A 13281-nucleotide genomic window follows, 5' to 3' on the forward strand; every position below is an offset into this window, starting at 1 on the left:
GCTTGAACAATATGAACCTGACAAAACTCAGTGACGTGACTCGATGTGGCCGCTGAACTGGCCGCGCCCCCAGGACGTCACCTCGCGCTCGACCCAGCGCGCCTGGTGTACTTCGGTGATCGCCTGCGCCCACTGGCTGCTCAGTTGCTCCAGCAGCTGAGCCCCCTGCTCCGGGGTCGCGCCGGTCGGGTCGCCAATCACCCCGGACGGTCCGAAGTCACGGGCGGCCCAGGCTGCGGCCGGCCGGGTGCTGGACAACGTGGGACAGGGAAACGGCGGCGGATAATTCGCTTCCGCGCGTTCCATCCGCAGGGTCTCGGGCGCCAGCTGCATCAGCAATGCGGTCTCGCCGTGGCCGGCGTGCATACCCAGCTGGCGCTCCTGTTCGGGCATGAAGCTGCTGTCAAACTTCACGCTCCAGGCCGAGCGCGGAATAACCATGAAATCGCCGTGACGCAGCCGCAGCTCGCGTGCCGCCATCTCCAGCGGCTGAGGCTGCCCGCCATGGGCGTTGACCATAATCAGCTTGCGAAAGCCGGCGCGATAAACCGACTCGCCGATCTCCTGAATGGTGTGCAGCAACAGCTCACCGGTCAGCGTCATGGTGCCGGGAAAGTGCAGATGCTCATCAGACTTGCCGTAGGTAATGGCGGGCAGTGCGTAGGCCGGAATCTGCGCCGGCAAACGCGCCAGCGCCTTGCCGACCACCCCGGCGGCGACAATCGAGTCGACCGCGCAGGGCATGTGCGGGCCGTGCTGCTCAATCGCGCCGACCGGCAGCACGATGACAGTATTGGCCTTGTCCGCCAGCGCATCGATATCGGTCCAGCTCAGGTACGGCAGAAAACGGTCTGCCGGGGTATAACCGTGCAACATCACGACTCCTTGGTGCCGCCCAGCGGCAGGTAGGCGGTGGCTTCAACTTCAATCAGGATGTCGTCGGTCGGCAGCATGGCGCTGACCTCAACGACCGTGGAGACCGGCGGCTCGCCGGGGAAAAACTGTCGGCGCACCTGGCTGTAGGCCGGAAAGTGGTCGAGGTTGCGGAAGTACTGCACCAGCTTGAACACATCGCTCATCTGGCCGCCCTCACGCTCGATGATCTGGCGGATCGCCTCCAGCACATACCAGCTCTGCGCCAGGATCGGCCCCTGCTTGATGTCGCTGGAGAACTCGCCGGTACGCCCCAGGCGCTCGGCGGCCTCGTCTGGAATGTCGTCAAAGCCGCGGACGATCATCCGGCGCGCCGGATCGACCGCGATCACGCCCGACAGAAAGAGGAAGTCGCCCACCCGCTTGGCGGCGGCGTAGCGCGCCAGCGGCGCGCCATTGGTTGTCTCGTTGCTCATCAACTCGCTCCAGATAGAAAGGGTTCAAAGCGCCAGCGTCAGGCGCGCTGAGCGGCAGCTGCCGCAGCACACAGCGATGTATTCGCTGCGATCGTCGTCATCCAGGCATTGATCACCATGCAGCGGCTCACCGTCGCTCCAGGCCACCACACAGCTGCCACAGATGCCCTGTTCGCAGTTAGTGTCCGGGGCCACGCCGGCCTGGCGCAGGGCCGCGAGCATCGAGCCTCCGGCCGGCACCTCGATATCCAGGCCGCTGTCACTCAGGTGCAGCTGAAAGCCGGTCTGCACGCTGGTCTCGCTGCCGGCGAAGGCTTCCTCATGCCACTGGTCGCCGGGCAGATCGGCGCACTGTTCGCGGACCCGCTGCATCAGCCCTGCCGGGCCGCAGCAGTAAACGTGGGTATTGGCCGGCAACCCTTCCAGCCGGCACCTCAGGTCCAGCTTCTGTCGCGGGTTATCGACCAGCTCGACAGGCCAGCCAGACGCGGCCAGCTGATCGACAAAGGGTGAGGAACCGGCACTGGAGACCGCCACCACAAAGCTGAACGCCCGCCCTTGGGCAGCCAGCTGATAAGCCATCGCCATCAACGGGGTGAGCCCGACACCGCCGCCGACCAGCAGGTGGTGCTCGGCCTCGGGCGCCAGTGCAAACAGGTTGCAGGGCAAGCTGGCGGCCAGCTCGATGCCCGGGCGCGCCAGCGCATGCAGCGCCTGTGAACCGCCGCGTCCGGCGTGCTCGCATTTCACGGCAATCTCGTAGTGACTCAGGTCGCTCGGGTTACTGCACAGCGAGTAGGCCCGGCGATGCTGCTCACTGATCTGGATCTGCAGGTGCGCCCCGGCCTCGAAAGGCGGCAGCCGCCTGCCTGTCGGATGCTGCAGCCGCAGGCGCATGACATCCGGCGTCAACATCTCGCAGGCCGTAACACGCAGGGGACTGAACTGGACTGAAAACATAAATTGACCAAGTAGACCGTACACTTGGTCAAACTAAATGCATAACACATGCCAGCCGGTCGCCAATGCGATCCTTCAGACGACCATCAGAGGTATTTCAGGGAGGAATTCAGGCCCGCAGGCCGGCACCCGAGAGAACGAATTGAATCAGCTCCTGCTCGATCTTCTGCCGCACCTCGGGGGCTGTCAGCGATGATTCAAGCAGCATTTCGGCCTGCAGGGTGTAGTCGGAGTAATACTGGGTCAACGCCCAGATGTGCATGATCAGCAGCCGCCCATCAAGCGGACGCAGAGCGCCGTCGGCAACCCAGCTGTTGATCCTGGCCACCTTGGCGTGGGTTGCCTCCATCGCGCCTGGCCAATAGTTCTCCAACCGCGCGCCGCCGCTGAGCACCTCCATGGTGAAGATCCGCGACAGCTCCGGGTTCTCCAGCGCGTAATCCAGCTTGACCCGAACAAAGTCGCTCAGCGCCTCGCGCGGCGTCAGCTCCGGTTCGGCGTCGAACACAAAGAAATTGCGCCAGCTGTCCAGCACCATGCCCAATACCTGGGAGTAGAGGGCTTCCTTGTCTTCGATGTAGTAGTGCAGCTGCGACTTCTTGAGTTGTGCCCGCTCGGCAATCGCCTGAGTCGATGCCCCCTGAAATCCATGCTGGCTGAACTCGGCAATGGCCGCATCCAGAATCTTGCGCATGATTTCCTGGCGGCTCTGCTTCGAGCGCTCCGTTCGCATGTCTACTTTTGCCACAGTTGCACCATTTCAGTGAATGACAGATACCCGTTGCACCATTGGCAGGCCCCTTGATGTGCCGGGCTGCGCAGGCAGGTGGCTATCCTACCCTGCCCGTCGCCGCAGCATAACCGGAAACAAAAAAGGGTCGCACGCCGGAGCGGTGCGACCCTTCTGTCACGCAACCAGACTTAACGCGGTTCGCTCATCAAGCCCTTGATGATGGCGATACAACCGACCAGCAGGACGATGGTGAACGGCAGCCCGGTGGATACCGCCATGGCCTGCAACGCTGCCAGGCCACCGCCCAACAGCAGCGCAATGGCGACCACACCTTCACCAATCACCCAGAACACGCGCTGCGGCACAGGCGCATTGACCTTGCCGCCGGCGGTGATGGTATCGATGACCAGCGAGCCGGAGTCCGAGGAGGTGACGAAGAACACGATCACCAGCACGATACCGACAAAGGAGGTAATGGCGGTCAGCGGCAGCTCACCCAGCATCACGAACAGCTTCAGCTCGAGTGCCGCGTCCTGTACGCCGGTGAAACCGTCAGCGACAAACTGACCGATCGCGGTACCGCCAAAAGCCGTCATCCACAGTACCGACACCACTGAAGGCACCAGCAGTACGGCAATCAGGAACTCACGCACGGTACGGCCACGGCTGACGCGGGCGATGAACATGCCGACAAAGGGCGACCAGCTGATCCACCAGGCCCAGTAGAAGGCAGTCCAGCCCTGGGTAAAGTTGGCATCTTCACGGCCTATCGGGTTGGACAGCGCCGGCAGGTTGGTGACATAAGCCAGCAGGTTGTCAAAGAAGCCCGTGGCAATCGCCACCGTCGGACCAACAATGATGACGAAGCCCATCAGCAAGATGGCCAGCACCATGTTGATCTCGGACAGGCGCTTGACCCCCTTGTCCAGACCGGCAACCACCGACAGCAATGCCAGGCCGGTGATGCCGACAATCAGCAGCACCTTGGTCACGTTACCGGTGCCGATATCGAACAGATAGTGCAACCCGGCGGTCGCCTGCTCGGCGCCAAAACCAAGCGAGGTCGCCAGACCAAACAGGGTGGCAAACACCGCGAGGGTGTCGATGATATGCCCCGGCCAGCCCCAGACGCGCTCGCCCAGAATCGGGTAGAAAATCGAACGAATGGTCAGCGGCAGGCCCTTGTTGAAGGAAAACAGCGCCAACGCCAGTGCAACCACGGCGTAGATTGCCCAAGGGTGCAGGCCCCAGTGGAAGATGGTTGCCGACATACCAAGACGACGGGCCGCCTCAGCGTCGCCAGCAGCCGCGCCGAGCGGTGCCCAGTCGGTACGCAGTCCGTCGTCGCCTACGGTCACACCGCCGAGCGAAGAAGAGAAATGCGACATCGGCTCGGATACGCCGTAGAACATCAGGCCGATACCCATACCGGCGGCAAACAGCATGGCAAACCAGCCAAGGTAGCCATAGTCAGGTTTGGCTTCCATACCACCGATGCGCACCTTGCCCAGCGGTGACACAATCAGGCCAAGGCAGAGGATCACGAATATATTGGCGGCGCCGATAAAAAACCACGCCAGGTTGCCAGTCAGCCAGTCGCGCAGGGCCGAGAACAGCGGTGCCACTTCGGCTTGCAGTGCCAGGGTCAACACCACGAACAGCACCACAGCCAGTGCCGAGATGGTGAATACCTTGCCGTGAATATCCAGGCTGAAAACAAAATTGCCGGAAATGTTGTCCTGACCAATCACATAGTCGGTGTCGATCAGGTTGGCGTCGCCGGTCGGCGCCGGGATGCCATCGTGGGGGGCCTGAGAGGCCGCGGGGTCGTGCTCATTCAATGGTTCTTTCGCCATCTGAGATGCTCCGATACTTCAGTGCGGGCAGTAAGCCCGGTGACGTGTCAGCCGAACCGCACAGCGAGACGGGACACCAAAATGAGTCCCCGAGGGGACGCGAGAGCGCCCCTTTGGGCGCGCGGCGGCGACATTGTTGTTAGCCCAAAAAGACAGATTCAGTCACTGTGTTTTTCAGTCGACGCGCGCTAATGATAGCCAGTTGCCGGGCATTAGTGAAATTGCCGCCCCCAGGCAGCGGCGCTCAGGAACGCAGATCCCCGCGCAGTTGCAAGGTGACAGCGCCGGTAAACAACATCATCACCTGTTCCTCGGCCAGCGCCAGAATTTCGCTGCGCCGGGCCGGCTCACCCAGATAATCCAGGGACTGGAACAACATGTTGCGATTGACCATGCCGGCTATCCGACGGACCTGCAGAGCCGGCACCTGGGGAGGCATCAGGCCCAGTTCATGGATGTCCTGGGCCATGTCATCGGCAAACTCGTCCATCTGCCGTTGCAGCTCGGTGCGCAGCACCTGCGAAGGGCCGTGCAGCTCGCGCACGGCAATCAGCACGCGCGCCCGGTTAGCATGCACATAATCGAAGTACAGACGCAGGGTCTGACGGCACACCGCGCGCCCCTTGCTGACGCCGACTTCACCTGCGCCCTGCTCCACCGTCCCGGCAGCCTGCCGGCGCAGAGCCCGCAGTGCCGCTCGCAGCTCGTCCTTGGACTGGCGCAGCAGCTGCAGGCCAAGGTCTTCCATATCGCGAAAGTGCCGGTAGAAGGTATTGGGATTTAGCCCGGCTTCGCGGGCCAGTTCGCGCAAGCCCAGACTGGTCAGGCAGCGGCTGCTGGAAGCCAAACGCTCGGCAGCATCCAATAGAGCTCGTTTGCCCGGCGGGTCGACGCTCATGAGGGAGGGTGGGCTTATCGCGCCGAGCGCAGGATAGACAGCACCTGACGGGGCGTCATCGCGTAACTGTCCATCAACGCCTTAAGCTCCTCATTAAACGCCAGCTCCTTCTGCAACCCGCTGTCCTGCTTGAGTTTTTCAAGGTGCTCCAACTGCGCGGCCAACTCACGCTCAGCGGCGCGAAACTCCGAAAGCTTGCTCATGTCATACCTGTGTGCAAAAAAGGTTGTTAAGGAAGTGCTGATTGACGCCGCATGCCCTCTGGCACTCTGGGCGGAGCCCCGCAAGGCCAGCGCTTGCCAAAGGATTCTACACCAGCGACGCGCCGGGTATGCACCCAAGTGCAGCATGCCCGTCGACGCGTCGCTGCTCACGCCGCAGGAGACAGGCCCCTATGTCCACCCTCGTCATGCCACCACGTACCCGCACCAGCGACGGCGCCTTGCGCCGCGTAGGCATCGAGCTGGAAATGAACGGCATCGATATCGACAGCCTGAGCCGGCTGGTCGCCGGCGACGGCCATTACCAGATCGAAAAGCCCGGTCGCTACGAGCGCCGCCTGACCGGCGACGACGCCGGCGACTGGGTGGTCGAGCTGGACTCCAGCCTGGTCAAACGCCTTGGCCGCAAACCCCGTCCGGAAGACCCGCGCTCGGCCGAGCTGATGAGTTCCGCCGAAGACGCGCTTATCTGGGTAGCCGAGGCGCTGGTACCCGCCGAACTGGTCAGCCCACCGCTGCCACTGAACCGGCTGGATGAGGTCAACGCACTGATTACTCGTCTGCGCGAGGCTGGCGCCAAGGGCACCGGCGACCGCCTGACCAATGCCTTTGGCATGCAGTTCAACCCGGAGATTCCGGATGACCGCGCCGATACCATCACCGCCTACCTGAAGGCATTCCTGTGCCTGTACGACTGGCTGGCCGAGCGCACAGAGGTGAACCTGGCGCGGCGCATCACCACCTATGTCGACCCGTTTCCGGCCGCCTACGTCAAGCGCGTCACCACGCCCGAATACTGGCCCGACCAGGCGCGGCTGATTGATGACTATCTGGAGCACAATCCGACCCGCAACCGCGCCCTGGACATGCTGCCGCTGTTTCGTCACCTGGATGAACAACGGGTGCTGGCCCGCGCACCGGACCCGCTGATCAAGGCGCGGCCGACCTTTCACTACCGCCTGCCCGATTGCCGCATCGACGAGCCAGGATGGGACATGACCCCCGCCTGGAACGACTGGCTGCAGATTGAGCGGCTGGCCTGCGACCGCGAACGCCTGCAACGCTGCTGCGAGGCCTATCAGCAATGGCTGCACCAGGGCCTTGGCCGGCTGCTGGAGAGCTGGCCAAGGCAGGTGGAACGCGACTGGCTCAGCAGCGACGCCCAATGAAACGCCCGCGCATTGCCATTACCGGCCCCCGACGCGGCGCCTTTGGGCCGCGCTTTCTGGTCGCCCGCGCGATCCGCTACTACGGCGGCGTCCCGGTCCAGCTGGGGCCCGGCGATGAGCGCAAGCTACCCACCTATGAAGGCGTGGTAGTCACTGGCGGGCACGACGTCGACCCCGTGCTCTACGCCGCCGAACCCGAGGTCAAACCGCGCTACGACACCGCGCGCGACGCCCTCGAAGCCGCGGTCATTGATGACGCCCTGAGCCGCGGCCTGCCGCTGCTGGGCATCTGCCGGGGAGCCCAGCTGCTTAACGTACGCTGCGGCGGCAACCTGTTTCAGGATCTGCGCTCGCGCCGCAAACTGACCTCCAAGCGACGCACCATCCTGCCCTTGAAGACCCTCTGCGTGGACGCCGGCAGCCACCTGGCGCGACTGCTGGGCGTGCAACGCGCGCGCATCAACAGCCTGCACAACCAGGCAATCAACCAGCTTGGCGAAGGGCTGGTAGTCAGCGCCCGCGACCTCGATCAGATCACCCAGGCCATCGAAGCACCTGGCCGACGCTTTGTCATGGGCGTGCAGTGGCATCCGGAGTTTTTGCTGTTTCTGCCGAGCCAGCGCCGGCTGTTCAAGGCACTGGTGTCGGCCGCGCGGGAGCTGGGGTAGTCCACTCCTCCAACACCGCACACACCCAGTCTGGCGCCAGCCGCTCCTGCTCCAGCCGCGCCAGGCCAAACCGGCCAGCACGCAAATCGCGGAACAGCTGCGCTTCGGTAGCGGTCAGCGCTGCCGGCTCAGCTACAACAGAGGCAGGCTCAGGCACCATGCGCGCCTGATGCTGCAACAGGGTCTGTTGGTCCATCAGCAGCGGCTCGATATTCGGAAGTTTGGTTCTGGCGTCAGCAAGCATGGTCAGGCCTTCAGAGTCGATATCGCCCCAGTAGGCCACCTGTTTGCTCTGCAACCATTCGGCCTGTAGCCAGCTCAGATTCTTGCCGCCGCCGAACACCGCAATGCAATCATCCAGCGCCGGCAAGCCCAGGCCGGACTGCACGTTCTCTACCACCAGAATGCGACCGGCGGGCAGCGCCGTTGTCAGCAGAGTGTCGGTCGACAACTGAAGCAGCGGTAGACCGCCCAGCGCCGCGCGACTGGACTCGCACAGCGGACGCACCCACAGCCAGCCGCGTGGATTGGCCTGACAATTGAGCCAGCTCAACAGCCCGCCTGCGTCGCTGATCGCGCCCTGCTGCAGCACATCCAGCATCAGTTCGATAAGGCGCTGGTGCTGCTCGACAAACTTGGTGTCCACCTGCACCAGCGGCAGGGCACGCAAATAAGCGCCCCCGCCCATGCCAGGGCGTAGCTGAGGCAGTAGCGCAAGCAGCAGCTCCAGATCGTTATCGCTCAGGCGCTCCAGCTCCTCCAGTTGACTGACCAGCAGCGCAAACATCGAGCGTTGCAACGTAGCGTCCTGCAGCCATGCCACCGACAGGCACCGGCTGATGCGCTGCTGCCAACCCTGTAAGGCCTGCTCAGCCGCCGGGCCAAGCAAACGGGCTAGCATGGCCGGGTCCTGTGCAACCAGATGGGTGGGCACCGGCTGGTTACCCAAGTGTCGATAGGTCGTCTTGCCCCAGCACACCGCGTGCGGCAGGGCGAAGTCACGCCACGCCTGCACAAAAGCATTGAAATGCGCCAGCTCACCCAGTGCCGCCGAGCCTTTAGGCGGCCTCAGAGGAATCTTGGCGGGAAACGGTAACTCACCTGTCAGTCGCGCCTTGAGACGCCGCCGGTTGTCCCACTCACGGCGCTGCAGCAGCGCCAAGGCCTGTGCAGGTAACAGCCCCCAGCGCGGCTCAGCCATCGACCTGCACACCCAGCTCAGCGGCTTGGTCTTGCAAGTGAGCCTCACGTGCCTGCGCCATGCGCTGGTCAATCTCCTCCCAGGTCAGCTCGCACAGGTGGCTCTCGTGGCTATCCGCGTCGCGCTCGGCAATCAGCAGTGAACGGGCCGATTCTCTGGCGAGGTTAAGGTTCTTGTAGGGTGTGATCAGGTTGACGTGAATGTGCAGCTCGCGGAAAACCCGCAGAACGCGCCGGCTGACCGACTCGGCGGTATTGGAGAAGGCCTCGTCGAGAAACACCGTGCAGTAAACCGGCTTGTCATGGCCGTCGGGCGTCAGCACGTAAGCCAGACTGGCCGCCACCACCATGCCGGCAAACGATTCTTTCTCGCCACCGGATTTACCGCTGGAGGAGTTGAGCACGTCACGCACATCCTCGGTGACGCTGTCGACCTCCTCGGCGTAAAAGGTCATCTGATAGCGCGGGTCCAACAGACGCAGGCTTTCCAAGGTACCAGCGGTACCAGTGGCGCTGGCCTTGTCGAGTATCGCCACTACCTCGGACAGGGCCTGAAAACGCCGTTCGTGCTCATCACTGTTGATCTGGCTGAGCGCCCGGTTGAGCTTGCGCTGAAAGTCCTGCACATGCGGATACTGCTCGCGTCGCGAGCCCAACCGCAGGTGACTGCCGGCCTTGAACTCGGTACGCCGCAGTACTGCGTTGATGGTTTGTATGCGTTCCAGAATCTGCTCACGCTCGGCGTCCAGCTTGTTGCGGATACGCGCCAGCGATTGGGTGGCATGGCGGTTGAGGCGCTCGCGGAATTGTTCCACCAGCGCCGGCAGCCCCTCGCGCTGCAATGCCTGCAAATGCGTGAGAAAGTCTTCCAGCCCAGCCAGCCCTGTCGGCCAGTCAACCACCAAGGACGCCCATTGATCCTTCAGGCGAAAGCCACCCATGATGCCGTTGGCAGTATTCTCAGCAGTGCCCTTGCGCCCATGCTCGATCTCGATCAACCGGTCCAGTTCGCGCTCTACCGCCGCCTGCCGCTCACCGTCTTCCAGGGTGACAGCGCCGACGCGCTGCGCCAGCAAGGCACGCCCCTCGTCGCTAACACCTTGAGCGGCCAGTTCGGCGGCCTGCGCATGAGCCTTTTGCGCACTTTCCAACTGGCCCTGTACCTTGCCCTTGGCCTGCTGCAGCTCACCGAGCCGCCGCCCGCAGTTGGCATGCTCATCCTTTGCCTGCTGCCAGCGTGCCAGCGCCTTGGCCAGGTCGCCATCGGCGGACTCCAGCGCTTGCAGTTCGCTCTTCAGCGTGCTCTGACGCCCTTCCCAGTAGGGCGCATCGAGCTCATCCCAGTGATAAGCCAGCACCCGCTCAAGCACGCGTTGTCGGCCGGCCACCTCGTCCATTGCCGTGCGTGCCGTTGCTAACTCGCGCTCCAGGGTGCCAACACTGCTCTGCAGGTGGGTTCGCTCGCCATTCAGCAGCGCCAGGCGCGCGGTATTGGAAAACCCAAGGCACCAGCGCCGACGGTCATCCACCCGCGCCTGGTCCTTCTTCTCGAAACGACCGTGCTCGCGTTGCACCAGACCTTCACGGGTGGTCGAAAAAGGCGTGGCGTCCAGCGACTCGGTGCTATCTACGCAGTGCAGGTCATGCCGGCTCAGGTGCTGCTTGAGCCAGTCGCGGTAGGGGTGCTGACGCCAGACCAACTTGCGTAAAAAACCGTCATCCCAGAACGACGGCGGCGCAGTTGAACCCGCCGAGCGCACCACCTGCACCCGAACATGCAGGCCGGTATGCCGCGCATTCAGCCAACGGGTAACCATCGAATAGCCCTGCGCGGGCACCAGCAGCGTGGTGCGTAGGCCACCCAGCGCGCGCTCGATAGCGCCCTGCCAGGCCGTTTCTTCATCCTTCACATCGAGCAGTTCGCCGATAAACACTAACTGCTCAGCATCCAACTCTAGCGCCGCAACCAGTTCATCACGCAGGCGCTGGTAGGCCGGCTCGATATTGGAATTGGGCCGCGCTTCGATCTCGCGGATCTGCTCAACCGTCTCGCGTAATTGCTGCTGCGCCTGACTCAACTGGCCACTGGCCTCGGCAAAGCGGTTCTGGCTGTCTTCGCGGCTTTGGTCGATAGCCTGCAAGGCGCTGTCAGCCTGGCGCTGGTTTTCGACAAACTGGCTTTGCTGCAAAGCCTCCGGCAAACCCAGCGCGCGCATGTCCTGCTGATACTGCGACGCCTTGCGGGCAATATCCCTCAAGCGAGCTTCAGCATGCACCAGCTCCTTGCGCAGCGCCTCGACCTGATTACCGCCGTGTTGCAGATAGGCCTCATGCCGACCCTCGGCCTGCTGAGCAGCGTCGTCCAGGGCCCGCTGAGCCGCCTCGAGCTGCCGCGTCACCCCAGCCAACTCCGCCTCAACGACAGCAATACGCTTGGCCCACAGCTGCGCCTGCGCCTCGGCAAAGTAGCTACGCAGGTCATGCTTCTCCAGCCAGAGCTGCTGCAGTGCCTGCTCCGCGCGCTGAATGCTGGCGGCGAGTTCGGGCAAGCGCTGTAAATGTTCAACTTGGGCGCGGGCATCGCTCAGACGGTCATGAATGGCCACCAGATCGGCAAACTCGTCGACCACCTCGCGCGCGTCCTCACGCACGGCGCTGGGTTCCAGCACCAGCTCGCGGATCAGGCGGGTCAGGTCATCAATCTTTTTCAGACCCAGCGCCCGTGACAGCAGCGCCGGGGCATTGCGGTTATCCATGTGCAGCAGTTTGCGGTAGAGCTCCTGGTACTCGGCAAAGTGTTCGTCACAACAGGTGATGCGCGGGTCATCACGCAACCACTGCTTGAGCTGCCTGGCATTGCCCTCGCCAAAGGCATCAAGCATGTCCTTGAGCGCCAAATTGCGCTTGGCCACCACGTACACCCGGCTGACATCGCTCAGTGCGTTGCTGGCTTGTGTGGTCCAGAACAGCGCTGCCAGAGTAATCTCGGCGCCGTCATCGGCGCGGTAAAGCGCCCGCAGGCCGGTCACTACGGCCTTTTCCCGTTTGCTTTTAACCCGCGTACCGGCGCCCTCGTGGGCCGCGCCGAAACTACCGCGCATATAAGACAGCAAAGTGCGGTCAGCGCGGTCGCCCTGGGCTGCCGCCACGTTGAATGTGGCCTTGCCCGCGGGCAACAGCAGCGCCATCAGGCCATCAACAAAGGTGGACTTGCCTGCGCCGTTGTCCCCAGTGATCAGCGTGCCGAAGGGGTCAATACTGGCGCTGTGCAGCCCGTCAAAGGAGCCCCAGTTGTAGACTGTCAGCTCGCTGAGCCGAATCTGCCCGTGCTGGAATAGCTCCGCTGCGCTCGTTGCGTTATCCCTCATCAGTCATTGCCTCCCAGCAGGTCACCCTGGCTGGCAGTGGGGGCGGGTGTATTTGACGGCTTGACCGGTGGGGCCGGCAGCGCAATCTCATCCTCAGCGGCCAGCCGCTGATACTCGGCCAGCATGGTTTCAAGGAAGGCGGCATCCACCACATAGCGAATCAGCGGGGTGATTTCAAAGCGGTCGTCACTGCCACGCAGCGGCGCCAGCAGTTTGCGGTCTTTCATGTTTTTCACCGCGCCATTGAGCTTTCTGCGGTCGGCGCTGGCGTGATTGGTCAGCGGCAAAAAGGGCGTGAGATAGGACTCCAGCCGCTCAATGTCCACGGTAATCTTCTGCTCCCCGGCAGCCTCTCGCTCCTGATAATGGCGGCGCAGCACCAACAGCAACAAGGTGTCGTACAGTGACAGGGTGCGCCGGGTGATCAGCGAAACAAAAGACTCGGTGCTGTCATTGTCGTTTTCGCTGTCTGACTCGTCACCCGCTTCATCGTCGCTATCAAAGCGAGCCACAAAACCCAGACCCGCGCGCTCATCCAACACAAGACGCAGATACACTTCGGCCAGATGGCGGCGAATCACGCCCTGATGGCGACACAAGGCCTCGTACAACTTGCCCTTTTGCGCCGCGATGATAGCGCCCTGGCGCATCAGGTAGACCAGCACCCGGCGCGCCTCATGGGGCATCTCGGCGCCATCACCTGTGTCTTCGGCGCTGCTCTCGCTTATCTCTGCTTCATCGGTCTCGGCGCTGCCAGCCTGCTCTGCCTCGGGCCGAGCCTGCTGCAGCGGCACGCCACTGACCATACTGAAAAAGCTGTTATCCGCGCCGCCCTCGCCGTCATACTCTGCCATACCTG

Annotated in this window: 12 protein-coding genes; 2 read left to right on the forward strand and 10 right to left on the reverse strand. The window is 63.1% G+C overall.

Annotated features, from left to right (window positions below; translation table 11 throughout):
• Positions 1 to 27 precede the first annotated feature (27 nt).
• From CNQ84_RS14695 to CNQ84_RS20405, 7 genes are all read right to left on the reverse strand, one after another.
• Positions 28 to 876, reverse strand: a complete 849-nt coding sequence (locus CNQ84_RS14695) for a creatininase family protein (RefSeq protein WP_096005596.1) — start codon at positions 874 to 876, stop codon at positions 28 to 30.
• Entirely contained in the window at positions 876 to 1349 is a 474-nt protein-coding gene (locus CNQ84_RS14700) for a RidA family protein (RefSeq protein WP_096005597.1), read from the reverse strand. Before CNQ84_RS14700 ends, CNQ84_RS14695 begins: the two co-directional genes overlap by 1 nt.
• Positions 1350 to 1373: 24 nt before the next feature.
• On the reverse strand, positions 1374 to 2309 hold the full coding sequence (locus CNQ84_RS14705) for a PDR/VanB family oxidoreductase (RefSeq protein WP_096005598.1): 936 nt from the start codon (positions 2307 to 2309) through the stop codon (positions 1374 to 1376).
• A 109-nt stretch (positions 2310 to 2418) separates the two neighbouring features.
• Complete coding sequence (locus CNQ84_RS14710) at positions 2419 to 3003, reverse strand: TetR family transcriptional regulator C-terminal domain-containing protein (RefSeq protein ID WP_217350108.1); 585 nt, start codon at positions 3001 to 3003, stop codon at positions 2419 to 2421.
• 227 nt (positions 3004 to 3230) lie between these two features.
• Positions 3231 to 4898, reverse strand: a complete 1668-nt coding sequence (locus tag CNQ84_RS14715) for a BCCT family transporter (protein WP_096005600.1) — start codon at positions 4896 to 4898, stop codon at positions 3231 to 3233.
• Positions 4899 to 5142: 244 nt separating this feature from the next.
• The gene (locus CNQ84_RS14720) at positions 5143 to 5796 is read right to left on the reverse strand and encodes a TetR family transcriptional regulator (protein ID WP_096005601.1); all 654 of its coding nucleotides are present in this window, start codon (positions 5794 to 5796) and stop codon (positions 5143 to 5145) included.
• A 14-nt stretch (positions 5797 to 5810) separates the two neighbouring features.
• Positions 5811 to 5999 carry a hypothetical protein gene (locus CNQ84_RS20405; RefSeq protein WP_118131527.1) on the reverse strand — a complete coding sequence of 63 codons (189 nt, stop codon included), beginning with the start codon at positions 5997 to 5999 and terminating at the stop codon, positions 5811 to 5813.
• A 191-nt stretch (positions 6000 to 6190) separates the two neighbouring features.
• Here CNQ84_RS20405 and CNQ84_RS14730 point away from each other — a divergent pair, with 191 nt between their 5' ends.
• Both CNQ84_RS14730 and CNQ84_RS14735 read left to right on the forward strand, forming a co-directional pair.
• The gene (locus CNQ84_RS14730) at positions 6191 to 7186 is read left to right on the forward strand and encodes an amidoligase family protein (protein ID WP_096005603.1); all 996 of its coding nucleotides are present in this window, start codon (positions 6191 to 6193) and stop codon (positions 7184 to 7186) included.
• A complete protein-coding gene (locus CNQ84_RS14735; RefSeq protein WP_096005604.1) occupies positions 7183 to 7854 on the forward strand; it encodes a gamma-glutamyl-gamma-aminobutyrate hydrolase family protein in 672 nt (223 codons plus the stop codon). The genes CNQ84_RS14730 and CNQ84_RS14735 overlap by 4 nt, the downstream gene beginning before the upstream one ends.
• Here the strand turns inward: CNQ84_RS14735 and CNQ84_RS14740 are convergent.
• The 3 genes from CNQ84_RS14740 to CNQ84_RS14750 are packed head-to-tail and all read right to left on the reverse strand — an operon-like array spanning position 7817 to position 13276.
• Positions 7817 to 9055, reverse strand: a complete 1239-nt coding sequence (locus tag CNQ84_RS14740) for a Wadjet anti-phage system protein JetD domain-containing protein (protein WP_096005605.1) — start codon at positions 9053 to 9055, stop codon at positions 7817 to 7819. The two genes, CNQ84_RS14735 and CNQ84_RS14740, sit on opposite strands and share 38 nt — an antisense overlap.
• The gene (locus CNQ84_RS14745; RefSeq protein WP_096005606.1) at positions 9048 to 12422 is read right to left on the reverse strand and encodes an ATP-binding protein; all 3375 of its coding nucleotides are present in this window, start codon (positions 12420 to 12422) and stop codon (positions 9048 to 9050) included. The genes CNQ84_RS14740 and CNQ84_RS14745 overlap by 8 nt, the downstream gene beginning before the upstream one ends.
• On the reverse strand, positions 12422 to 13276 hold the full coding sequence (locus CNQ84_RS14750) for a DUF4194 domain-containing protein (protein ID WP_096005607.1): 855 nt from the start codon (positions 13274 to 13276) through the stop codon (positions 12422 to 12424). Before CNQ84_RS14750 ends, CNQ84_RS14745 begins: the two co-directional genes overlap by 1 nt.
• Between the last annotated feature and the right edge of the window lie 5 nt (positions 13277 to 13281).

The organism is Pseudomonas abyssi, from assembly GCF_002307495.1.
In the GTDB taxonomy this organism is placed as follows: Bacteria; Pseudomonadota; Gammaproteobacteria; order Pseudomonadales; family Pseudomonadaceae; genus Halopseudomonas; species Halopseudomonas abyssi.

Excerpts from the sequence above, each read along its gene's own strand:
- CNQ84_RS14715 (WP_096005600.1), bottom strand. The coding sequence starts at position 4,898 with ATGGCGAAAGAACCATTGAATGAGCACGACCCCGCGGCCTCTCAGGCC.
- CNQ84_RS14750 (WP_096005607.1), bottom strand. The coding sequence starts at position 13,276 with ATGGCAGAGTATGACGGCGAGGGCGGCGCGGATAACAGCTTTTTCAGT.
- CNQ84_RS20405 (WP_118131527.1), bottom strand. The coding sequence starts at position 5,999 with ATGAGCAAGCTTTCGGAGTTTCGCGCCGCTGAGCGTGAGTTGGCCGCG.
- CNQ84_RS14695 (WP_096005596.1), bottom strand. The coding sequence starts at position 876 with ATGTTGCACGGTTATACCCCGGCAGACCGTTTTCTGCCGTACCTGAGC.
- CNQ84_RS14705 (WP_096005598.1), bottom strand. The coding sequence starts at position 2,309 with ATGTTTTCAGTCCAGTTCAGTCCCCTGCGTGTTACGGCCTGCGAGATG.
- CNQ84_RS14745 (WP_096005606.1), bottom strand. The coding sequence starts at position 12,422 with ATGAGGGATAACGCAACGAGCGCAGCGGAGCTATTCCAGCACGGGCAG.
- CNQ84_RS14700 (WP_096005597.1), bottom strand. The coding sequence starts at position 1,349 with ATGAGCAACGAGACAACCAATGGCGCGCCGCTGGCGCGCTACGCCGCC.
- CNQ84_RS14720 (WP_096005601.1), bottom strand. The coding sequence starts at position 5,796 with ATGAGCGTCGACCCGCCGGGCAAACGAGCTCTATTGGATGCTGCCGAG.
- CNQ84_RS14710 (WP_217350108.1), bottom strand. The coding sequence starts at position 3,003 with ATGCGCAAGATTCTGGATGCGGCCATTGCCGAGTTCAGCCAGCATGGA.
- CNQ84_RS14735 (WP_096005604.1), top strand. The coding sequence starts at position 7,183 with ATGAAACGCCCGCGCATTGCCATTACCGGCCCCCGACGCGGCGCCTTT.
- CNQ84_RS14730 (WP_096005603.1), top strand. The coding sequence starts at position 6,191 with ATGTCCACCCTCGTCATGCCACCACGTACCCGCACCAGCGACGGCGCC.
- CNQ84_RS14740 (WP_096005605.1), bottom strand. The coding sequence starts at position 9,055 with ATGGCTGAGCCGCGCTGGGGGCTGTTACCTGCACAGGCCTTGGCGCTG.